The 20,055-nt window shown below is 60.9% G+C and carries 23 protein-coding genes; 17 read left to right on the top strand and 6 right to left on the bottom strand.

Annotated features, from left to right (window positions below; all coding sequences use genetic code 11):
- Nucleotides 1-19: 19 nt before the first annotated feature.
- On the bottom strand, nt 20-499 hold the full coding sequence (locus tag GZ092_RS08120; RefSeq protein WP_293635887.1) for a tRNA (cytidine(34)-2'-O)-methyltransferase: 480 nt from the start codon (nt 497-499) through the stop codon (nt 20-22).
- Nucleotides 500-599: 100 nt separating this feature from the next.
- Nucleotides 600-1,358, bottom strand: coding sequence for a ComF family protein (locus GZ092_RS08115; RefSeq protein ID WP_293635886.1), 759 nt, complete (start codon nt 1,356-1,358; stop codon nt 600-602).
- A gap of 147 nt (nt 1,359-1,505) precedes the next feature.
- On the opposite strand from GZ092_RS08115, the gene GZ092_RS08110 reads away from it, so the two are divergent.
- The 8 genes from GZ092_RS08110 to GZ092_RS08075 all read left to right on the top strand — a co-directional run bounded on the left by GZ092_RS08110 (nt 1,506) and on the right by GZ092_RS08075 (nt 8,036).
- The gene (locus GZ092_RS08110; RefSeq protein WP_293635885.1) at nt 1,506-2,408 is read left to right on the top strand and encodes a methyltransferase domain-containing protein; all 903 of its coding nucleotides are present in this window, start codon (nt 1,506-1,508) and stop codon (nt 2,406-2,408) included.
- 198 nt (nt 2,409-2,606) lie between these two features.
- A complete protein-coding gene (locus GZ092_RS08105; protein WP_293635884.1) occupies nt 2,607-3,101 on the top strand; it encodes a DUF2244 domain-containing protein in 495 nt (164 codons plus the stop codon).
- Nucleotides 3,102-3,233: 132 nt separating this feature from the next.
- Nucleotides 3,234-4,421, top strand: a complete 1,188-nt coding sequence (gene coxB / locus GZ092_RS08100) for a cytochrome c oxidase subunit II (protein WP_293635883.1) — start codon at nt 3,234-3,236, stop codon at nt 4,419-4,421.
- A 90-nt stretch (nt 4,422-4,511) separates the two neighbouring features.
- The gene (ctaD, locus tag GZ092_RS08095; protein ID WP_293635882.1) at nt 4,512-6,146 is read left to right on the top strand and encodes a cytochrome c oxidase subunit I; all 1,635 of its coding nucleotides are present in this window, start codon (nt 4,512-4,514) and stop codon (nt 6,144-6,146) included.
- 17 nt (nt 6,147-6,163) lie between these two features.
- Nucleotides 6,164-6,274 carry a cytochrome oxidase small assembly protein gene (locus tag GZ092_RS08090; protein ID WP_293635881.1) on the top strand — a complete coding sequence of 37 codons (111 nt, stop codon included), beginning with the start codon at nt 6,164-6,166 and terminating at the stop codon, nt 6,272-6,274.
- A gap of 29 nt (nt 6,275-6,303) precedes the next feature.
- Nucleotides 6,304-6,885, top strand: coding sequence for a cytochrome c oxidase assembly protein (locus GZ092_RS08085; protein WP_293635986.1), 582 nt, complete (start codon nt 6,304-6,306; stop codon nt 6,883-6,885).
- Nucleotides 6,882-7,094 carry a DUF2970 domain-containing protein gene (locus GZ092_RS08080; RefSeq protein WP_293635985.1) on the top strand — a complete coding sequence of 71 codons (213 nt, stop codon included), beginning with the start codon at nt 6,882-6,884 and terminating at the stop codon, nt 7,092-7,094. Before GZ092_RS08085 ends, GZ092_RS08080 begins: the two co-directional genes overlap by 4 nt.
- Nucleotides 7,095-7,151: 57 nt before the next feature.
- Nucleotides 7,152-8,036, top strand: coding sequence for a cytochrome c oxidase subunit 3 (locus GZ092_RS08075; protein WP_293635880.1), 885 nt, complete (start codon nt 7,152-7,154; stop codon nt 8,034-8,036).
- A gap of 90 nt (nt 8,037-8,126) precedes the next feature.
- On the opposite strand, the gene GZ092_RS08070 is transcribed toward GZ092_RS08075, so the two are convergent.
- Complete coding sequence (locus GZ092_RS08070; protein ID WP_293635984.1) at nt 8,127-8,348, bottom strand: twin transmembrane helix small protein; 222 nt, start codon at nt 8,346-8,348, stop codon at nt 8,127-8,129.
- 18 nt (nt 8,349-8,366) lie between these two features.
- On the opposite strand from GZ092_RS08070, the gene GZ092_RS08065 reads away from it, so the two are divergent.
- From GZ092_RS08065 to GZ092_RS08045, 5 genes are all read left to right on the top strand, one after another.
- A complete protein-coding gene (locus GZ092_RS08065; RefSeq protein WP_293635879.1) occupies nt 8,367-9,113 on the top strand; it encodes an SURF1 family protein in 747 nt (248 codons plus the stop codon).
- 84 nt (nt 9,114-9,197) lie between these two features.
- Nucleotides 9,198-9,845, top strand: a complete 648-nt coding sequence (locus GZ092_RS08060; RefSeq protein WP_293635983.1) for a hypothetical protein — start codon at nt 9,198-9,200, stop codon at nt 9,843-9,845.
- A 244-nt stretch (nt 9,846-10,089) separates the two neighbouring features.
- Complete coding sequence (locus GZ092_RS08055; RefSeq protein ID WP_293635878.1) at nt 10,090-11,274, top strand: COX15/CtaA family protein; 1,185 nt, start codon at nt 10,090-10,092, stop codon at nt 11,272-11,274.
- Nucleotides 11,271-12,185 carry a heme o synthase gene (cyoE, locus tag GZ092_RS08050; RefSeq protein ID WP_293635877.1) on the top strand — a complete coding sequence of 305 codons (915 nt, stop codon included), beginning with the start codon at nt 11,271-11,273 and terminating at the stop codon, nt 12,183-12,185. The genes GZ092_RS08055 and cyoE overlap by 4 nt, the downstream gene beginning before the upstream one ends.
- On the top strand, nt 12,185-12,817 hold the full coding sequence (locus tag GZ092_RS08045) for an SCO family protein (RefSeq protein WP_293635876.1): 633 nt from the start codon (nt 12,185-12,187) through the stop codon (nt 12,815-12,817). Before cyoE ends, GZ092_RS08045 begins: the two co-directional genes overlap by 1 nt.
- 77 nt (nt 12,818-12,894) lie before the next feature.
- Here the strand turns inward: GZ092_RS08045 and rpoH are convergent, their stop codons facing one another.
- The 3 genes from rpoH to ftsY form a co-directional block, all read right to left on the bottom strand.
- Nucleotides 12,895-13,833, bottom strand: coding sequence for an RNA polymerase sigma factor RpoH (gene rpoH / locus GZ092_RS08040; RefSeq protein WP_293635982.1), 939 nt, complete (start codon nt 13,831-13,833; stop codon nt 12,895-12,897).
- Between the two features lie 362 nt (nt 13,834-14,195).
- Nucleotides 14,196-14,498: a hypothetical protein gene (locus GZ092_RS08035; RefSeq protein WP_293635875.1), complete on the bottom strand. Its 303-nt coding sequence runs from the start codon at nt 14,496-14,498 to the stop codon at nt 14,196-14,198.
- A gap of 98 nt (nt 14,499-14,596) precedes the next feature.
- The gene (gene ftsY / locus GZ092_RS08030; protein ID WP_293635874.1) at nt 14,597-15,778 is read right to left on the bottom strand and encodes a signal recognition particle-docking protein FtsY; all 1,182 of its coding nucleotides are present in this window, start codon (nt 15,776-15,778) and stop codon (nt 14,597-14,599) included.
- Between the two features lie 28 nt (nt 15,779-15,806).
- Between ftsY and GZ092_RS08025 the strand changes: the two genes are divergently transcribed.
- The 4 genes from GZ092_RS08025 to coaD all read left to right on the top strand — a co-directional run bounded on the left by GZ092_RS08025 (nt 15,807) and on the right by coaD (nt 20,055).
- Nucleotides 15,807-17,306 carry a pitrilysin family protein gene (locus GZ092_RS08025; protein WP_293635873.1) on the top strand — a complete coding sequence of 500 codons (1,500 nt, stop codon included), beginning with the start codon at nt 15,807-15,809 and terminating at the stop codon, nt 17,304-17,306.
- 29 nt (nt 17,307-17,335) lie between these two features.
- Nucleotides 17,336-18,790 (top strand): pitrilysin family protein, encoded by a 1,455-nt coding sequence (locus GZ092_RS08020; protein WP_293635872.1) that lies wholly within the window; start codon nt 17,336-17,338, stop codon nt 18,788-18,790.
- The gene (gene rsmD / locus GZ092_RS08015) at nt 18,787-19,461 is read left to right on the top strand and encodes a 16S rRNA (guanine(966)-N(2))-methyltransferase RsmD (RefSeq protein WP_293635871.1); all 675 of its coding nucleotides are present in this window, start codon (nt 18,787-18,789) and stop codon (nt 19,459-19,461) included. The genes GZ092_RS08020 and rsmD overlap by 4 nt, the downstream gene beginning before the upstream one ends.
- A 96-nt stretch (nt 19,462-19,557) precedes the next feature.
- Nucleotides 19,558-20,055 carry a pantetheine-phosphate adenylyltransferase gene (gene coaD / locus GZ092_RS08010; protein WP_293635870.1) on the top strand — a complete coding sequence of 166 codons (498 nt, stop codon included), beginning with the start codon at nt 19,558-19,560 and terminating at the stop codon, nt 20,053-20,055.

Below are 20,055 nucleotides of genomic sequence, written 5' to 3'. Positions count from 1 at the left end.
CAGCCGGGTTCAGCCGGGTTCAGCCGGGCAGGGCGGCCCCGGTAAAGCCGTTTTGCCGCCAGGCCTCGAACACGGTGACGGCCACGCTGTTGGACAGGTTCAGGCTGCGCTGGCCGGGGAGCATCGGCACCTTCAAACGCTGGCCTGCGCCAAACGACGCGCGCACTTCAGGCGCCAGGCCTTTTGTTTCAGAGCCGAAGACCAGCCAGTCACCCGGCAAAAAGCGCGCACCGTACATTGTGCCGGCGCCCTGCGTGGTCAGGGCAAACAGCCGTTCGGCGGGCGGCTGCTGGCTGTCCAGGAATGCCTGCCAGCTGGCATGGCGCAGCACCTGGGCGTACTCGTGGTAGTCCAGCCCGGCGCGCCGCATGTGCTTGTCGTCCATCGAAAAACCCAGCGGCTCGACAAGGTGCAGCCGGCAGCCGGTGTTGGCCGCCAGGCGAATCACGTTGCCGGTGTTGGGCGGAATCTCGGGCTCGACCAGGACGATGTTGAACATGGGTTGACAAGGGGAGGGGAAAGGGCCGCACCTTGATGGCGGATCAATGCCGATCAAGGCGGCAGCGGTAAAAGAAGGGGCGATGACTGAAGCGGCGATTCTAGGCGGGCGCCGTGCGCGCCAGCACAACCGCAGTGATCTGCGCCGCGCCGGCATCGCGCAGCGCCTGCGCCGCCGAAAAGAGTGATGCGCCGCTGGTCATCACATCATCGACCAGCACCACGCGTCGACCGGCCAGTTCGCCAGCGCGCAGCGGATCGACCTGGAAAGCGCCTCTGACATTGGACAGCCGGGCTTCACGCCCGAGCTGGCTTTGCGGGCGCGTGTGCCTGAGTCGCAACAGCAATTGGGTGTCAGCCCGGGCCCGGGTCCCGGACTGGCGCGCCAGGGCGCAGGCCAGTTCCCACGCCTGGTTGAAGCCGCGCGTTTGCAGCCGCTCGGCCGACAGCGGCAGGGGAAGCAACCAGTCCTGCGCATCCATCTCGCCCAGTGCCTGCGCCACCCCCGGCGTCTGCAGAAGCAGGCCGGCAAAAAAACCGGCCCAGCCGGGCTGCTCGCCAAACTTGTAGCGTGAAATCAGTGCCGACCAGGGATAGGCATAAGGCACGGCGGCCAGCGTGGCGTCCAGGGGCGGGGGCTGGCGCATGCAGGCGGCGCAAAGACTCGGGGCTGTTAGCGGCAGTTCCTGCTGTAGCAATGTGGGCAGGGGCAGTGCGCACATCGCGCAGCAGGGCGGGCACGGCATGAAGCGCGCCAGGCAGGGCAGGCAGACCTGCGTTGCCGGCCAGCTGTGGCAGACGGCGCACTGGCTGGGCACGCTGGGCAGGAATCGTCGAAGGGAAGGCAGGCGTTGGAACACCGTTTCAATATACTCGGCCCGACCTTGTGCGACCATTGTTCCGTTCCCAAATCAATTCGACATGTCGTTGTTTCGCCTTGCAGGGCTTAAGCGTGTTCTATGTCTTCGCGCCTGATCCCGGATTGATTTGAAAACGGAATTACCCCTATGACCACCACCTCGCGTCCACCCACGCTCGATCCGAACGCCGTCAATCGCTGGCAGCGAACGGCATCCCTGACTTCCCCCTGGCTGCATGAGGAAGTGGCCAGTCGCATGCGTGACCGGCTGGAGTGGATCAAGCTCAAGCCGCAAGCCTGGGCCCATTGGGGCGCCTTGCGCGGCGGACTGAAGGCGCATGCCGAACTGGCGAAAATCTACCCAGATTCAGCATGTTTTATTGCTGAAGCGCACGAAGGACGGACACAAGAAGCTATTAAAAATATAGCAAAACCATGGTGGAACCCAAGCCAGTGGCGCGCCGCACCGGTGCGTTTCGAGATGCCGCCCCCGGACAGCGTGGACATGCTGTGGGCGAACATGGCGCTGCACGAATCCGCCGATCCGCAGGTGCTGCTTGCCCAGTGGCACCGCGCCTTGAAGGTCGATGGATTTTTGATGTTTTCCTGCCTGGGACCTGATACCGCCAAAGAGCTGCGCTCGCTGTATGCCCGCCTGGGATGGCCACCCGCCGGCCACGAACTGACCGACATGCACGACTGGGGCGACATGCTGGTGCAAACCGGCTTTGCCGAGCCGGTGATGGACATGGAGCGCATCACGCTGACGTATGAAACGCCGCAACGCCTGCTGCAGGAGCTGGGCGAACTCGGCCGTAATTTCCATCCGGCCCGCTTTGCAGGCTTGCGGGGCAGGGCGTGGAAGGCCAGACTGGAGCGTGAGCTGGCGACGCAATTGACAGGCAGCGACGGCCGGCTGTCGCTGACGTTCGAAGTCATTTATGGGCATGCGCTGAAGGCCAGGCCAAAATTCAAGGTCAGTCCTCTCAGCGCTGTGTCGGTCGAAGACATGCGCAGGATGCTGCAAAGCGGGTCGGGCACAGCGGGTTGAACTTGCCTGCCCGCAATGCGGCAAACATCTTGAAGCACTGTGTTTGAGGGCTTTGCGGTTTCCCCTGAGTAGGTTTGGGAAAGTTTCTGTTCAAATCAACGAAATTACGGCCAGCCCGTTCTGCTTTTGGCTCTGTTCAGGCTGGTCTGCTGACCCTGTTTTTTCCACGTTTCATGCTGTTTTCGTGAGGGTTGTCACATGTTGCAATCACCCCCGGCTTTTCAATTTGCCACCTTGTCGGCAAACCATGTTCCTTCGCAGGGAGCGGTCGTACTGTGGCGTCTCAAGCGGCACAGCCTGATCTCGCCGGCACAGCTCGGATGGTTCTACCTGTCGCTTTGCCTGGCCTGCCTTGGCGTTGCAGCTTTTTTGTCGTCGCAGAATGCGTCAGTCGTGATGACGTTCGCCTTGCTGGCCATCGGCACCGCATTTGTTGTTTATTCACGTCATGCTGGCGATACTGAAAAAATTGTTTTGCAGGACGGACAACTGGTGGTCGAACTGGAAAGCGCTGGCCGGACCGAGCGGGCCGCATTCAATCGGCAGTGGGTTCGCATCGAGCCCAAGAATGAAGACGGTTCACTGATCGAGGTGTCGGGTCAGGGGCGTCTGGTGCGGGTGGGTCGCCATGTGCGACCCGAGTTGCGGCCCCTGCTGGCCCGGGAAATACGCTTTGCCTTGCGCACTTGCTGACCCGTGACCGATATGTTCCTGCCTCATTTTTGATTTTGTAAATTTGACCTGTCGCAAACTTTATAATGACCGGTTAATTCAATCGGTAATTGAAGCAGAAAAAAAGTGATCACGATGAACCTGAGCAACACCATGAGCAAATTGACACGGCTTGGCTTTCAGCATGCAGGCTCGGCAACAGTCTTTGCAGCAGCCTGGCTGAGCACTGCTGCCTATGCCGTCAACGATCTGCCTGGCGGCCCGGCGGTCAACCAGCTCAATCTTCATCCTGCGGTCACCCGCATTGCCGAAGAGCAGCATTGGCTCCACTGGTTCATGATGATCATCTGCGTACTGATCTTCGTGGCTGTTTTTGGCGTGATGTTCTATTCCATCCTGAAGCACCGCAAATCCGTCGGACACAAGGCCGCCAATTTCCATGAGTCGACCGTTGTCGAGATTGCCTGGACCATCGTTCCTTTTGTCATCGTCATCGCCATGGCCCTGCCTGCAACCAAGGTGCTGGTTGCCCAGAAAGACACCACCAGCGCCGACCTGACCATCAAGGCCACCGGTATCCAGTGGAAATGGGGCTACGACTATATCAAGGGCGAGGGCGAAGGCATCGGCTTTGTCTCGACGCTGGACACTGCACAGCGCCAGATGTCCAACAACGGCGGCCCCAAGGCCGGTGAAACGGCACCTGACAACTACCTGCTCAAGGTGGACAACCCGCTGGTGGTTCCCGTCAACAAGAAAATCCGCATCATCACCACTGCCAACGACGTGATCCATGCGTTTGCCGTGCCGGCCTTCGGCATCAAGCAGGATGCAATTCCCGGCTTCGTGCGTGACACCTGGTTCCGCGCCGAAAAGATTGGAGACTTCTACGGCCAATGCCAGGAACTCTGCGGCAAGGAGCATGCCTACATGCCTATCCATGTCAAGGTCGTGTCTGCCCAGGATTACACCGCCTGGGTTGCAGGCAAGGCGAAGGAAGCTGCAGCCCTGGCCGATGACCCGTCGAAAGTCTGGACACTGGTGGACCTGAAGGCCCGAGGTGAAAAGGTTTACACCGCCAACTGCGCTGCATGCCACCAGGCCAACGGCAAGGGGGCCGGCCCCATCAAGCCGCTGGACGGATCGGCCATTGTGCTGGATGCCGATCACAACAAGCAGATCCAGATTCTTTTGAACGGCGCTGTCGGCGGCGCCATGCCTTCCTGGAAAGCGCTGAGTGATACCGACCTGGCTGCCGTGGCAAGCTACACCAAGAACAACTGGTCCAACCAGACGGGGCAGATCGTCCAGCCCTCCGAGGTTGTGGCGGCGCGCAAGTAAATCCATCACTGATAAATGACCGGCTGCCGAGCGATCCGTTCCCAGCCTTAAAGACAAAGCTACAGGCACAAGCCACCAAAGGAAGCCAAGATGAGTGCAGTTCTAGACCATCACGATCACGCGCATGATGCCCACGATCACCATGCCCCGACGGGCTGGCGTCGCTGGGTCTTTGCCACCAATCACAAGGACATTGGCACGCTCTACCTGCTGTTCAGCTTCACGATGCTGATGTTCGGCGGCGTTCTGGCACTCCTGATTCGGGCCGAGCTGTTCCGGCCGGGCTTGCAACTGGTGAATCCGGAGCTCTTCAACCAGCTGACGACCATGCATGGCCTGATCATGGTGTTTGGCGCCATCATGCCTGCCTTCGTCGGATTTGCGAACTGGATGATTCCGCTGCAGATTGGCGCCTCGGACATGGCGTTTGCCCGGATGAACAACTTCAGCTTCTGGCTGATGATTCCGGCGGCACTGATGCTCAGCACCTCCTTTCTTTTGCCCGGTGGCGCGATGGCTGGCGGCTGGACGATGTATGCCCCGCTGTCGCTGCAGATGGGACCGGCGATGGATGCCGGTATCTTTGCAATTCACCTGCTCGGCGCTTCGTCCATCATGGGTTCAATCAATATCATCGTGACCGTCCTGAACATGCGTGCACCCGGCATGACCTTGATGAAAATGCCGATGTTCTGCTGGACCTGGCTGATCACGGCCTACCTGCTGATTGCCGTGATGCCGGTACTGGCTGGTGCCATCACCATGACACTGACCGACCGCCACTTCGGCACGAGTTTCTTCAATCCGGGCGGTGGTGGTGATCCGGTGATGTTCCAGCACATCTTCTGGTTCTTCGGCCATCCCGAGGTCTACATCATGATCTTGCCGGCCTTCGGCATCATCAGCCAGATCATTCCGGCATTTTCACGCAAGCGCCTGTTCGGCTACGCATCGATGGTGTATGCCACCGGCTCGATCGCCATCCTGAGCTTTGTCGTCTGGGCGCACCACATGTTCACCACCGGCATGCCGGTAACAGGCCAGCTGTTCTTCATGTACTCGACGATGCTGATTGCGGTTCCAACCGGCGTGAAGGTGTTCAACTGGATCGCCACGATGTGGAAAGGATCGATGACGTTTGAGACGCCCATGCTGTTTGCGGTTGGCTTCATCTTCGTGTTCACCATCGGCGGCCTGACTGGCGTGATTCTGGCGGTCGCACCGATTGACACCCAGTTGCAGGATACGTATTACGTGGTGGCCCACTTTCACTATGTGCTGGTGGCCGGATCGCTCTATGCCATGTTTGCCGGTTACTACTACTGGAGCCCGAAGTGGACCGGTGTGATGTACAGCGAGCGCCGTGGTCAGATCCATTTCTGGTGGTCGCTGATTTCCTTCAACGTTACATTTTTCCCTATGCATTTCCTGGGCCTGGCCGGCATGCCGCGCCGTTATGCCGACTACCCGATGCAGTTCGCCGACTTCAACGCGATTGCCAGCGTCGGCGCCTTCTTCTTTGGTTTTGCACAGGTGTATTTCTTCTTTTTCGTGGTGCTGCCGGCCATGCGCGGCAAGGGTGTGCCCGCCAAGCAGAACCCATGGCTTGACGAAGGCGGCAAGGGTGCTGAAGGCCTGGAATGGGAAGTTCCATCGCCTGCGCCTTTCCATACCTTTGAAACACCGCCCAAGCTCGATGCCACCGCAACCCGCGTGATTGCCTGAAACTGATGAATCATTCCATGAAGCCTGACCAGAAAAAAAGTAATCTTCGCCTTGCCCTGATCCTGGCGTCGGTCGCTGTCGTTTTCTTTTTTGGCTTTATGGCCAAAATGATTTTTCTGGGCCGTTGAGCCGTACCAGCTTTCAGTTTCAAAAAATTCTGATGCTCAAGCGCGAAAACTTCAACATGTTGGGAAAGCTGGGCGTGATCGTGCTCGGCATGTTCTGCTTCGGTTACGCGCTGGTTCCGATTTACAGGGCCATTTGCGAGATGACCGGCATCAACGTGCTGGCGCTGGGCGACCGGCAGATTCCCGGTGCAACCGCCACGCTGCCGGCCAATACGCAGGTTGACCGCACCCGCACCATCACCGTGGAGTTCGACGCCAACTCGCGCGGCCCCTGGCATTTCAAGCCTGCCCAAAGTTCGCTGCAGGTGCATCCCGGTGAATTGACGACCGTCATGTATGAATTCCAGAATGTTCAGAACCGCACCATGTCGGCGCAGGCTATTCCCAGCTATGCGCCAGCGCAGGCAGGAGCACATTTCAACAAGCTGGAATGCTTTTGTTTTAGTCAGTACACGCTGGCACCCGGTGAGAAAAAGCAGTGGCCGGTTGCTTTTGTGATTGATACAAAGCTGTCCAGGGACGTGAAAACCATCACGCTGTCCTACACCTTCTTCGAGGTGGGCGGTAAGACGCCAGCCGTTCCGGATGCATCCAAAGCGGCAGGTGCCTGAAGGTGGCAAAAACGCCTTCACGCAAGCCTTCGCTTTGGCGAACTGTCAAGGCGGTTGCCTGGTCCTTCGTTGGCTTGCGGGCCAGAGGCGATTATGAAGAAGATGTCAAAAACCTGAATCCGCTTCACATCATTGCCGTCGGTCTGGTCGGTATCTTTTTATTTGTGGCGGTTTTGGTGTTGCTGGTGAACTGGGCGGTTGCGCGCTAGTCACCACAGTTAATTAAAAGATCAGTGAAAATTCGAGAGAAAAACAGGAGTCGAGCGATGTCAGCAGCAACCCATGGGGCAACCCCTTACTACTTTGTGCCCGGACCTTCAAGTCGTCCGGTCATGTCCGCCATTGGCCTGTTTTTTGTAATCCTGGGTGCCAGCCAGTGGATCAATGGCGCCGGCTGGGGCGCATGGTGCCTGGCTTTTGGCATGTTGCTATGGCTTGGCACGCTGTTCCAGTGGTTTCGCGACTCGATTGCCGAAAGCGAAGGCGGCCTCTACGGTCACAGGATCGATTTGTCCTACCGCTGGAGCATGAGCTGGTTCATTTTTTCAGAAGTGATGTTTTTTGGTGCTTTTTTCACGGCACTCTGGTGGGCGCGCGGGCATTCAGTGCCCGCATTGGGAAGTCTGGACAACGCCTTGCTTTGGCCTGACTTCAAGTCTGTCTGGCCAAGCCTGGCTGCCGCCGGGGCGACTGCATCACCTGCCGACATCGTGGAGCCATTTTCAACCGTCGGACCGTTCTGGCTGCCAACGATCAACACGGCGTTGCTGCTCAGCTCAGGCGTGACCCTGACGATTGCCCACCATGCATTGCGTGAGAATCACCGGGGTCGCACGATTGCCTTCATGTGGATGACGGTGCTGCTCGGCATAATATTCCTGTGCGTTCAGGGCTACGAATACTTCCATGCCTATTCAGAACTCAACCTGAAACTCAGTTCCGGCATCTATGGCTCGACCTTTTACATGCTGACCGGCTTTCACGGCTTCCATGTGCTGGTCGGCATGCTGATGTTGCTGTTCATCACCTTGCGTCTGCAAAAGGGTCACTTCACGGCAGACAAGCACTTTGGCTTTGAAGGCGCCGCCTGGTACTGGCATTTTGTGGACGTGGTTTGGCTGGGGCTTTATATACTGGTGTACTGGATGTGACCTGCCAGGCGGTTTGAACCAGCCGCCATGCAACCTTGAGTTTCTTCAAAAAAGGCCGCTTGAAGCGGCCTTTTTTATTGACTTGCCTTGTTATTTACCGGCCGGGATGCCGGTAGGCTGGAGATAACCCAGTTTCCATGAAATCAGAATGCAGACAAACAGCAATATTGAAAAACCGACGCGAAACGCAAGCGCACGTGCCATGTTGCTGGTTTTGCGTTTGCCCTCAGTCCCGTCTTTCATCATGAAAAAAAGGGCTGCGCCCAGGCTGGCGAGAATGGCGATGAATGCCAATGCAACAAGATAAGTCATGAATCCGATTATCAGCCTATGACTTCTGCCGTGCATTCCCGCAATTTCTGGATTCTCACCCTGGCGGCTTTGCTGGTCGCGGGGGGCACCTTTTCGCTCGGACAGTGGCAGTTGCGCCGTGCCGCACAAAAAGAAGCTGTCCAGGCTGCAATCAATAGCAAAAATAGCCTTTATCCGCTTGATGGACGGTCATTGTCAGCTACAGAAAAAATAGCAGATGAGATTTACCGGCAGGCTTTGCTTCAAGGCGTGTGGCAAGCGGAACACACGGTTTACCTTGACAACCGTCCGATGAGCGGAAGAAGTGGCTTCTGGGTGCTGACACCATTGAAGCTGCAAGGCACCGGCCAGGTGATTGTGGTGCAGCGCGGCTGGGCTCCGCGGGATTTTGCCGACCGTTCCCGCTTGCCTCCGGTGCTCACACCCGCAGGCGTGGTCACGGTCCAGGGCCGTATTGCCCCGCCACCCTCCAAGCTTTATGAGTTCAAGGGTGTCGATACAGGGCCGATACGGCAAAATCTTGACTTGGCTGCTTTCCGGAAAGAAACCGGTTTTCCGCTGTTTGAACAGGTTTCCCTGTTGCAGACCGGTCCGCCCAGCGAGGGGCTGCTGCGTGAATGGGCGGCTCCCAATCTGGGGGTCGACAAGCACTACGGCTATGCCTTCCAATGGTTTGGCTTGTGCCTGCTGGTAGTCGTTTTGTATGTCTGGTATCAGATCATTCTTCCTTTTCGTGCTTCCCTGCGCGCCCGGCGCGGTGATTAACTGGTCCCAATTACTGTGACAAAAGATTTCTTTGACGCTTCCCCTGTGCAATCTTCTTCAGCAGCCCAGGACCAGCCGCTGGGCATGACCGTTCACGCCATGCCTGCGATCAACTCGTCCGGCGTACGTTCGCCCGATACCCGCTCGGGTCGCTGGAAAATGATTCTTGTGCTGCTGGTATGCGCCAGCCCGGTCGTGGCTTCCTATTTCATGTACTACGTGGTCAGGCCCGAGGGGCGCCGCAATTTTGGCGACTTGATCAGCCCGCAGCGTCCCTTGCCGCCCCTGGCCACAAAGACGCTGGACGGCAAGGACGGCGAACTGACCGCGCTAAAAAACCAGTGGCTGCTGCTGAGCGTTGCCGGCGGTGCCTGTGACATGCGCTGTGAGCAAAACCTGTATTTCCAGCGCCAGCTGCGCGAATCGCTGGGCCGGGAAAAAGAGCGGCTGGACCGCGTCTGGCTGGTGGATGACGACATTGCGGTACGCCCAGCGTTGCTGCCAGCCCTGGCGGCTGCCACCGTGCTGCGGGTGCCGCCAGGTGCTCTGGCGCAGTGGCTTGAGCCGGCGCCTGGCAAACGTCTTGAGGACCATCTTTACCTGGTGGACCCGCTGGGCAACCTGATGATGCGTTTTCCCGCCGACATGGATGCCGAAGCCGGTGCCAAGGCCAAGCGCGACCTGGACCGATTGCTGCGCGCCTCCAGCAGCTGGGACAAGGAAGGCCGGTGAGTATGGCCCCCACGCTCCCCACTTCGTGTGGTTCGCTGCCCCCCAAGGGGACCGCTGCGCCTGCGGCCCGGCGAAGCCGGTTCCGCGGCCCCTGCTGGGTTGGGGCGGGAACCCCTGCGCTTCCTACTTCGCGTGGTTCGCTGTCTCGTGCTTCATCTGCGGGCCGGTTAAGCCGGTTCCGCCGCGTCTGCTGGCTTGAACATCCAGAACGCCTGGCAATGGCTATTGCCGTATCGGCTTGAACATGGACACGCAAGACCTTTACAACCTCAGCCCGGCCGTGCGGCTGATGCTCATGGGCCTGGTCGTGGCGCTCGGGCCGCTGGCCTGGGTGTGGGCGCGCAACAAGCATGCGCCGGTGGCCCAGCGGCTGCGCGTACTGACGCTGGTCACCCTGTTCCTGACCTTCGACCTGGTGATCTTCGGCGCTTTTACCCGGTTGACCGATTCCGGGCTGGGCTGCCCGGACTGGCCTGGCTGCTATGGCAGCGCCAGTCCGGTCGGCGCGCAGATGCACATCGATGCCGCGCAGAGCGCGATGCCCACCGGCCCGGTCACGCATGCCAAAGCCTGGATTGAAATGATTCACCGCTACCTGGCCACGGGCGTCGGCGTGCTGATTTTGACGCTGACGCTGGTTACCTGGATGGCGCGCCGCGAGCAGCAACGCAGCGCAGGTATTCGCACGCCGGCGTCTGTGCTTTCGCCGTGGTGGCCCACCGCCACGCTGGTCTGGGTCTGCCTGCAAGGCGCTTTTGGCGCGCTGACCGTGACGATGAAGCTGTTTCCGGCCATTGTGACGATGCACCTGCTGGGAGGACTGGTCTTGCTGGCCTTGCTGCGCGCGCAGTCGGTGCGCTATGCCCAGGTGCATGAACAAGCAAAGCCGAGCGTTCTGAACACCGCCAACCGGCGCTTCGTGCTCGCCGCCTTTGCCCTGCTGTGGCTGCAGATTGCGCTGGGCGGCTGGGTCAGCACCAATTACGCCGTGCTGGCCTGCACCGATTTCCCGGCTTGCCAGGGTTCATTCTGGCCATCGATGGATTTCAGCCAGGGGTTCACGCTGTGGCGCGAACTGGGCGCAAGCCACGAGGGCGGTTACATCAGCTTCCAGGCGCTGACGGCCATCCACTATGTCCATCGCCTGGCGGCTTATACGGTGTTTGCCGTGATGATGCTGCTGGCGCTGCGCCTGCACGCGCTGCCGGCGTTTCGTCTTCAGGCACGCTGGCTCGCCGGCCTGATGCTGTTGCAGGTGGCCACCGGATTGAGCAATGTGGTGCTGGGCTGGCCGCTGCTGGCGGCCGTCGGTCACACCGGCGGTGCTGCAGCGCTGGTGGTGGTCCTGACCGGCATTGTTTTTTCCAGCCAGACATTGCCTGAGCCGGTGCGTGTCCCTTCCTTGAATGCTTCGAGAATGTCTGCATGAATTCCCCTCATACGTCTGCTGCCACGCCGTCTGGCGTCCGCGCCCCGTCACGTTTCAGCCAGTTTTACGCGCTGACCAAGCCGCGTGTGGTGCAGCTCATCGTGTTTTGTGCACTGATCGGCATGGTGCTGGCGGTTCCGGGAATTCCGACCTGGTCCGATGTCCAGCTAGCGGTGGTTGCCTGTGCCGGCATCTGGCTGGTCGCCGGCGCGGCGGCGGCTTTCAACTGCCTGGTCGAGCAGCAGATCGATGCCAAGATGCGGCGCACCGCCTGGCGTCCTACCGCCCGGGGCCAACTGAGCAACCCGCTGACGCTGGCTTTTTCTGCCGGTCTGTGCGCCTTGGGATCGTGGATTTTGTATGTCTGGGTCAATCCGCTCACCATGTGGCTGACTTTTGCGACCTTTGTCGGCTATGCCGTGGTGTACACCGTCATCCTCAAGCCGTTGACGCCGCAAAACATCGTCATTGGCGGCGCTTCGGGCGCCATGCCGCCGGTGCTGGGCTGGGCTGCCATGACCGGTTCGGTCGGCCCCGAAGCCCTGATCCTTTTCCTGATCATCTTCCTGTGGACGCCGCCGCATTTCTGGGCCCTGGCCCTTTACCGCGTGGAAGACTACCGCAAGGCCGGCCTGCCGATGCTGCCGGTCACGCATGGCAACGAATTCACCCGGCTGCAGATTTTTCTCTACACGCTGGTGCTGTTCGCCGCCTGCCTGATGCCTTTCATCTTCAAGATGAGCGGCTGGCTTTACCTGGTGGCTGCGGTCGTGCTGAGCATTGGCTTCAGCGCTTATGCCTGGCTGCTCTGGCGCAATTATTCCGATGCGCTGGCACGCAAGACCTTTCGTTTTTCGCTGATCCACCTGTCCGCACTGTTTGCAGCCTTGCTGCTGGACCACTACCTGTGATGAAAACCACCCCGCCCATGCATCCTTCCAGAAGGCGCTCTGTCAAAATCCTGGCAAGCCTTGCGGCGTTGTCGCTGACTTCCACGTGGCTCACGGGTTGCGCGCCTGACAAGCCCCAGTTCAAGAGCATCGACCTGACCGGCGCCGACTATGCGCAGGGTTTTTCCCTGCTGGACCACAACGGCCAGTTGCGCACCGTCAAGGATTTCGCCGGCAAGGTGGTGGTGGTGTTTTTCGGCTTTACCCAGTGTCCAGACGTGTGCCCGACCTCGATGGCCGAACTGGCCGAGGTCAAGCGGCTGCTGGGCGCCGATGGCGACAAGCTCCAGGCGATTTTCATCACCGTAGACCCGGAGCGCGACACGCCCGAACTGCTCAAGGCCTACATGGGCAATTTTGATCCCGGCTTTCTGGCACTTCGGCCGACGCCCGAGCAACTCCCGCAGGTTGCCAAGGATTTCAAGATCTATTACAAGAAAGTCGATGGCAAGACCAAGGGCAGCTACACCATGGACCATTCGGCAGGCAGCTATATTTACGATCCGAAAGGCCGCATCCGCCTGTACAACCGCTACGGCTCGGGCGCGGAAGTCCTTGCATCCGATATCCGCCTGCTGATCAAGACCAGTTAAAAAAAAGCCTGCCACTTTTCAGTGCAGGCTTTCAGCTATATCCGCAACGCAAGCCCGGTATTTGCCGGCCCGCGCGCTCAGGCGTAGGTCGCCAGGACTTTCTTCATTTTCTTCATGGCCGCCACCTCGATCTGGCGAATGCGCTCGGCGCTGACCTTGTATTCGGCCGCCAGGTCGTGCAGCGTCATGCCACCCGAACCGTCGTCGTTTACGTTAAGCCAGCGCTCTTCGACAATGCGGCGGGCGCGTGGATCGAGTTCCTCCAGTGCGGTGCTCAGGCCGCCGGTCATCAGGTCGTCACGCTCGCGCGATTCGATCAGGGCTGTGGGCTCCTGCGCGCTGTCGGCCAGGTAGGCGATCGGACCGAAGGCATCTTCGCCATCGTCGCCCGGGCTCGGGTCAAGCAGGACATCGCCGCCGGACATGCGCTGCTCCATCTCGATGACTTCCTCGCGCTTGACATTGAGCGTTTGCGCCATCGAATCGATCTGGCCCTCGGTCAGCGTGTCACGGTGGGTGGCGACATCGGCATCGTCCTTGTAGCCCTGCTTCATCGAACGCAGGTTGAAAAACAGCTTGCGCTGGGCCTTGGTGGTGGCCACCTTGACCATGCGCCAGTTCTTCAGGATGTATTCGTGGATCTCGGCCTTGATCCAGTGCATGGCGTAGCTGACCAGACGCACGTTCTGGTCGGGGTCAAAGCGCTTCACTGCCTTCATCAGGCCGATATTGCCTTCCTGGATCAGGTCGCTGTGGGGCAGGCCGTAACCCAGGTACTTGCGGGAAATCGACACCACCAGCCGCAGGTGCGACAGCACCAGTTTGCCGGCCGAATCAAGGTCGTTGTGTTCCTTGAGGTTTCTTGAAAATTCCTGCTCCTGCTCCAGCGTCAGCATGGGCAGGCGGTTGGCCGCCGAAATATAGGCATCAAGATTGCCCAGCGGAGGCACCATCGACCAAGGATTCAGTGCAGCCACGGTATTGGCCGACAGGGCAGGCGCAATCGCAGCAGACATCATCGACTTGGGGGAAAGGGCATAAGACATTGCAACACTCCTTTTCGCTAATGCTAAATATTAGCACTCCACTACAGAGAGTGCTAGACAACCTGTTCAATGGGATTGATAGCGGAATGCTAATCAGTGTTAACCCTGCCTGTCAGACAAAAGTTTGACCGATTGGTTCAGCAGACTTGGTTTCGGCCTTGTAAAGCTGCAGGGATTGCCGTGGCCCTGAGGCAAGGAGTCGAGCCCGTGCTCGCTTGATAATTGTTGAAAAATAAAAATGAAAAAGGTACTTTTCGCAATGACTGTATATGTTTTCAGCTATCTAAAATATAGCGGATGAATGGGCAGGGTGCGGCAAATCAGGCCAGCCTTCAGGACTCGCGGCGCTCATCCTGCAATTCGCGCGCTTCGACATCGATCACCTGGCCTGAGGCAGCCTTGGGCGAAGGCTGACGAGCAGGACCGCGGGTCCACATCCCCGCCTGCGAAAATTTCTGAAAATGGGCAAAAGCCATGAGGGGCGCGGATTTCTGGCCGGTGATCCATGATTTGAGCAGGCTCAAGGCAAACACCGTCAGCGCCACCAACAGCAGCCCGACCGCCAGCACGGCTGCAGACAAGGCAAAAACCAGCTTCAAAATAAAACGAAAAATCTGACTCAGAGGGTTGTTCACGTGGGCAATCCTTTAAAAACCCCAGATGGCGACGATCTTGCGGTTTTCAATACCTGCCAAAGGTCGTGGCTGGCATGACATGGCATGACATGGCCAGATCAGCCAAGCAGGGCCTGGGCAAATTCGCGGGCGTTGAAGGTTTCCAGATCTTCGAGCTTTTCGCCAACGCCAATGAAATACACCGCTACCGGCCGCAAGCCCGGCGACGCTTTGGCCCGTTCGCGTGCCCACAGCGCAATCGCCGCCAGCACGCCGCCCTTGGCGGTACCGTCGAGTTTGGTGACGATCAGGCCGGTCAGTTGCAGCGTGTCGTCAAAAGCCTTGACCTGCGCCAGCGCGTTCTGGCCGGTGTTGCCGTCAATCACCAGCAGCACCTCATGCGGCGCGGTGGCGTCAGCCTTTTGCACCACGCGCTTGATCTTGCGCAGCTCTTCCATCAGGTGCAGCTGCGTTGGCAACCTGCCGGCGGTATCGACCAGCACCACATCCTTGCCGCGTGCCTTGCCCGCCGTGACCGCGTCAAAGCTGACGGCCGCCGGGTCGCCGTTTTCCTGGCTGACGATCTCGACTGTGTTGCGGTCGGCCCAGACGCTGAGCTGCTCACGGGCGGCTGCGCGAAAGGTGTCGGCCGCAGCCAGCAGGACCGACGCGCCTTCATTCGCCAGGTGACGCGTGAGCTTGCCGATCGAGGTGGTCTTGCCGGCGCCGTTGACGCCGGTCACCATGACCACGGTGGGCGTGAATTCGCCAATCACCAGTGGCCTTTCGAGCGGTTTGAGCAGCACCGTGATGGATTCGATGAGTGCATTCCTGACGGCCACCGGATGCGTCATGCCGCCTTCCTTGACGCGGCGCCTGACATCGGCCAGCAGATGCCCTGTTGCGCTGACGCCGGTGTCGGCCATCAACAGCGCGGTTTCCAGGTCTTCGTAGAGCTGCTCGTCGATCTGGCTGCCGGTGAAGACGGTCGAGATGCTGGAGCCGGTCTTGCGCAGGCCCTGCTGCAGCTTGCCGAACCAGCGCTGGCGCTCGGGCGCCACGGCCAGAGCCAGCGCCTGCGGGATGTCGATCGGCGTGACCAGCGCGCTGCCAATCATCGAGCCGCCATTGCCGGCAGGCCACTTGACCGGGGCTGGCGCTGATGCCGGTGCTGAAGAAGCGGGCGGCGTGCCGGCAGCGGCTAGTGCGTCACCGGATTCGGGTCGCGCCGGTGGCGCAGGAACCTCGGCAGGCGGGGGCGGCGGGGCGGGGCGTAATTTTTTTTTGAAGAAACTGAACATTGCTTGATCTTGTAGAGTCCACCATTCTATGAAACACCTCAAGCAGATGGGCGTCAAGCCCCCAGTATTGTTTTTCCAGCGTCCGGCGAGCGGTTTTTCAGGGCTGCTGCTGTCGGCTGCGCTGACGGCCGGCCCCGGCCAGGCGGCCCTTGCCCAGGCGCCCGCGCCGGTTGAGCAGTTCCAGCTGGCCAACGGCTTGACGGTCATCGTCAAACCCGATCACCGCGCGCCGACGGTAGCGCACATGCTCTGGGTGCGGGTTGGCGCCATGGACGAGGTTGATGGCACGTCGGGCGTCGCCCATGCGCTCGAACACATGATGTTCAAGGGAACGCCGACCGTCAAGGCGGGCGAGTTCTCCCGGCGCGTGGCGGCCCTGGGCGGCCAGGAGAATGCCTTCACCAGCAGCGACAGCACCGGCTACTACCAGCAGATCCCGGCCGCCAGGCTGGAAGACGTGATGCGCCTGGAGGCCGACCGTTTCGGCCACAGCCGGTGGCCCGACGAGGAATTCAAGCGCGAGATCGAGGTGGTGAAGGAAGAGCGCCGCATGCGCACCGAGGAATCGCCCCGCGCGATGCTTTATGAACAGGCCAGCGCCATCACCTTTCTGGCGTCACCGTACCGCCGCCCCATCGTCGGCTGGATGAGCGACCTGGACGCCATGACGCCGGACGACGTGCGCAGCTTCTACCAGCGCTGGTACGTTCCGGCCAACGCGGCGCTGGTGGTGGCGGGCGATGTCAACGTGGCGCAGGTCAGGAAGCTGGCCGAAAAATACTATGGCGCCATTCCCGCGCGTTCCGTGCCCGTGCGCAAGCCGCGCACCGAGCCCGAGCAGGCAGGCCTGCGCCGCATCGACCTCAAGGCGCCGGCCAGCCAGGCGTATGTGAGCATGGCATTCAAGGTGCCCAAGGTACAACCCGCCGATCTGGCAGCGCCAGGCACCGCGTCGCCCACTGCCGCTGCCAGCCGCGACGCGCTGGCGCTGACGGTGCTGTCAGCCGTGCTCGACGGCTACAGCGGCGCCCGGCTGGAGCGCGCGCTGGTGCAGGGACAGGGCGATAAAGACGGACGCGTTGCGGACAGTGCCGGCGCTTCCAGCGGCCTGATCGGCCGGGGGCCGCAGCTGTTCACGCTCGACGGCGTTCCAGCCAATGGCAAAACCACCCAGCAGGTGGCCGACGCCCTGCGCCAGCAGGTCGCCGTGGTGGCGCGTGACGGCGTGAGTGAAGCCGAGCTCCAGCGCGTCAAGACGCAGTGGGTGGCCAGCGAAACCTACAAGCTCGACTCGGTATTCAGCCAGGCGCGCGAACTCGGCTCCAACTGGGTCCAGGGCCTGCCGCTTGACGCCGGCACGCGCCTGATTGCGCAGTTGCGCACGGTGACAGTCGCCGAGGTGCAGGCCGTGGCCGGCAAATACTTCGGCGACGACCAGATGACCCTGTCCACCCTGCTGCCGCAGCCCCTGGACCCGAACCGCAAGCCGCGCCCCGTCAGCGCATCGTCCAGCGGTGAGCTGCATTGAACGGCTTCCTGAACCGAAAGAATGTTTTCATGATGATTGCTACCAAAAAAATAGCGGCTCGCACAATAGCAGTATGCGCAACAGGCCTTTTTGTTCACATTTCGGCGCAGGCGGTGATTCCCGTCCAGCATTGGACGCAGGCCAGCGGCGCACAGGTCTACCTGGTGGAAAGCCCGGCCATCGCGATGGTCGATGTGCAAATAGATTTTGATGCGGGCAGCCGGCGCGACCCGCCCGCACAGGCCGGCCTGGCAAGCATGACGGCGAACATGCTGGAAAAAGGCGTGCGGGCTTCCCCTCCCCACCAGCAGGGGCCGCAGGACCGGCTTGGCCGGACTGCAGGCGCAGCAGCCCCCTCGGGGGGCAGCGCAGTACGCGAAGCGACAAGCGTGGGGGCCATGGACTCAGCACTCGATGAAAATGCCCTGGGCGAAGCCTGGGCTGATCTGGGCGGCCAGTTCGGCGCCAACGCTTCATCCGATCGCATGAGCTTTTCACTGCGCTCGCTGACCGACCCGGCGCTGCTCGACCAGGCCGTGGCGCTGGCAGCGCGCCAGATCGCCGAGCCGGCCTATCCCGATGCGGTCTGGCAGCGCGAACGCCAGCGCCTGGATGCTGCGCTCAAGGAGTCCTATACCCGTCCGGGCAGCGTGGTGGGCCGGGCCTATGCGAAGGCGGTGTATGGCAGCCATCCGTATGGCTATGAAATGACCGAAGCCACGCTGGCGAACATCAGCGTGGCGGATTTACAGGCCGCGCATGCCGCCGGCGTGGTGGCCTGCCGCGCCCGCGTCAGTCTGGTGGGCGCCGTGACCCGGGCGCAGGCCGATGCCATGGCGGCGCGCTTGCTGTCGCGCCTGCCCGCAGTGCCCTGCGCCAGCCTGCCGCCGCTCCCGGCTGTGCCCGACGTGGCGCCGCTTGCGCAGGCAGAAGACATCACCATTCCCTTTGAGTCGGCGCAGGCGCATGTGCTGATCGGTCAGCCCGGTTTCAAGCGTGCCGACCCCGACTACTTCCCGCTGACGGTCGGCAACTACATTCTGGGCGGCGGCGGTTTCGTCTCGCGCCTGACCAATGAAGTACGCGAAAAACGCGGCCTGACCTACGGCATTTCCAGCTCGTTTTCACCGGGTCTGCATGCCGGCAGCTTCACCGTCGGCCTGCAGACCCGACCCGACCAGGCGGCGCAGGCGGTCCAGATTGCCCGCCAGGTGGTCAGGGACTTTGTCGCCAGCGGCCCGACCGAAGCAGAACTGAAGGCCGCCAAGGACAACCTGGTCGGCGGCTTTGCGCTGCGCATCGACAGCAACCGCAAGCTGCTGGGCAACCTGGCCGGCATTGCCTGGAACGACTTGCCGCTCGACTACCTCGACACCTGGACGCAGCAGGTCGAAAAAGTCAGCGTGGCCGACATCAAGGCGGCTTTTGCGCGCAAGCTTCAGCCCGACAAAATGGTGACTGTTATTCTCGGAGCCGCAAAATGAAATACACACCCAAACCCATCGCTCCCGAGACGGCGCCCAAGCCTTCGGCCAAGGCCCACACCGTCAAGCCCAAGGGCACCGCCCACCTCAAGCCGTCCGGCGAAATCCGCATCATTGGCGGGCAGTACCGGCGCACCAAGCTCACGGTTCCCAATCATCCCGGTCTGCGCCCCACGCCCGACCGGGTGCGCGAAACCCTGTTCAACTGGCTCGGCCAGGACCTGACCGGCTGGCGCTGTGCCGACGTGTTTGCCGGCACCGGCGTGCTGGGCTTCGAGGCCGCCTCGCGCGGCGCCGCCGACGTGCTGTTATGCGAGCAGGACCCAGGGCTGGTCGTGCAGCTCAAGGCGGTGCAGGCCAGGCTAAAGGCCGGCACGGTGCGGATTGAGCGCGGCGACGGTCTGAGCGCGCTCAAGCGGCTGGACGCCGGCAGCATGCAGCTGGTGTTGATCGACCCGCCTTTCGACTCCAGTGTGTTCGAGCCGGCGCTCAAGGCTGCTGCCCAGGCTATCAGCCCGACCGGCCTGGTGTACCTGGAAGCGCCACGCGTCTGGCAGGATGACGATCTGCTGCCGCTGGGGCTCAAGGTTCACCGCAGCGCCAAGGCCGGCGCGGTGCATTTTCATTTGCTGGTCAAAAGCGACCAACCGGCGGAGCCTCTGCCTGCTTAAATTCTTCGTGTAGACGCCTCAAGCGTCCGCATGAACGTCAGGGTCAGACCCGCTGCGCTGACGGCCCGGGCAGGGTGCAAGGGCATAATTCGGCCCATGTCCATCCCCCGCATTGCTGTTTATTCCGGCACGTTCGATCCGTTTACCCTTGGCCATGGCGACGTGGTGCGCCGCGCGGCAGCGCTGTTTGACCAGCTGGTCATCGCTGTCGCCGTTGCCCATCACAAAAAGACCCTGTTTTCGCTGTCCGAGCGCGTCGGGCAGGTGCAGAAGGCGACCGCTTCCATCGCGGGCATCCAGGTGCTGCCATTTGACGGCCTGATCATGGATTTCTGTGCTGCGCAAAACGCCTGCGCCGTGGTGCGCGGCATTCGCAATCTCACCGACTTCGACTACGAAGCCCAGATGGCCGCCATGAACCGCAAGCTGCGCCCGCAGGTGGAAACCGTGTTCTTGCTGCCCGAGGCGCCACTGGCCTGCATCAGCAGCACGCTGGTGCGCGAGATCAGCAAGCTGGGCGGCAGCGTGGCCCAGATGGTCAGCCCGTCCATCGCCGCTGCGCTGGCGCAGGTTCACGCTACACCAGGAGCTTGA

It is taken from the genome of Polaromonas sp., from assembly GCF_010365105.1.
Taxonomy (GTDB): Bacteria; Pseudomonadota; Gammaproteobacteria; order Burkholderiales; family Burkholderiaceae_C; genus Polaromonas.
Note: the sequence above shows the minus strand (reverse complement) of the source record. Positions and strands in the feature narration are given on the sequence as shown.

What these genes read in the sequence shown, in the direction of transcription:
- GZ092_RS08120 (WP_293635887.1), bottom strand. Translation starts at nt 499, where the DNA reads ATGTTCAACATCGTCCTGGTCGAGCCCGAGATTCCGCCCAACACCGGC.
- ftsY (WP_293635874.1), bottom strand. Translation starts at nt 15,778, where the DNA reads ATGTTCAGTTTCTTCAAAAAAAAATTACGCCCCGCCCCGCCGCCCCCG.
- GZ092_RS08045 (WP_293635876.1), top strand. Translation starts at nt 12,185, where the DNA reads ATGAAAACCACCCCGCCCATGCATCCTTCCAGAAGGCGCTCTGTCAAA.
- GZ092_RS08075 (WP_293635880.1), top strand. Translation starts at nt 7,152, where the DNA reads ATGTCAGCAGCAACCCATGGGGCAACCCCTTACTACTTTGTGCCCGGA.
- ctaD (WP_293635882.1), top strand. Translation starts at nt 4,512, where the DNA reads ATGAGTGCAGTTCTAGACCATCACGATCACGCGCATGATGCCCACGAT.
- GZ092_RS08065 (WP_293635879.1), top strand. Translation starts at nt 8,367, where the DNA reads ATGACTTCTGCCGTGCATTCCCGCAATTTCTGGATTCTCACCCTGGCG.
- GZ092_RS08025 (WP_293635873.1), top strand. Translation starts at nt 15,807, where the DNA reads ATGAAACACCTCAAGCAGATGGGCGTCAAGCCCCCAGTATTGTTTTTC.
- GZ092_RS08070 (WP_293635984.1), bottom strand. Translation starts at nt 8,348, where the DNA reads ATGACTTATCTTGTTGCATTGGCATTCATCGCCATTCTCGCCAGCCTG.
- GZ092_RS08110 (WP_293635885.1), top strand. Translation starts at nt 1,506, where the DNA reads ATGACCACCACCTCGCGTCCACCCACGCTCGATCCGAACGCCGTCAAT.
- rsmD (WP_293635871.1), top strand. Translation starts at nt 18,787, where the DNA reads ATGAAATACACACCCAAACCCATCGCTCCCGAGACGGCGCCCAAGCCT.
- GZ092_RS08090 (WP_293635881.1), top strand. Translation starts at nt 6,164, where the DNA reads ATGAAGCCTGACCAGAAAAAAAGTAATCTTCGCCTTGCCCTGATCCTG.
- GZ092_RS08055 (WP_293635878.1), top strand. Translation starts at nt 10,090, where the DNA reads ATGGACACGCAAGACCTTTACAACCTCAGCCCGGCCGTGCGGCTGATG.
- GZ092_RS08020 (WP_293635872.1), top strand. Translation starts at nt 17,336, where the DNA reads ATGATGATTGCTACCAAAAAAATAGCGGCTCGCACAATAGCAGTATGC.
- cyoE (WP_293635877.1), top strand. Translation starts at nt 11,271, where the DNA reads ATGAATTCCCCTCATACGTCTGCTGCCACGCCGTCTGGCGTCCGCGCC.
- GZ092_RS08105 (WP_293635884.1), top strand. Translation starts at nt 2,607, where the DNA reads ATGTTGCAATCACCCCCGGCTTTTCAATTTGCCACCTTGTCGGCAAAC.
- coaD (WP_293635870.1), top strand. Translation starts at nt 19,558, where the DNA reads ATGTCCATCCCCCGCATTGCTGTTTATTCCGGCACGTTCGATCCGTTT.
- GZ092_RS08060 (WP_293635983.1), top strand. Translation starts at nt 9,198, where the DNA reads ATGACCGTTCACGCCATGCCTGCGATCAACTCGTCCGGCGTACGTTCG.
- coxB (WP_293635883.1), top strand. Translation starts at nt 3,234, where the DNA reads ATGAGCAAATTGACACGGCTTGGCTTTCAGCATGCAGGCTCGGCAACA.
- rpoH (WP_293635982.1), bottom strand. Translation starts at nt 13,833, where the DNA reads ATGTCTGCTGCGATTGCGCCTGCCCTGTCGGCCAATACCGTGGCTGCA.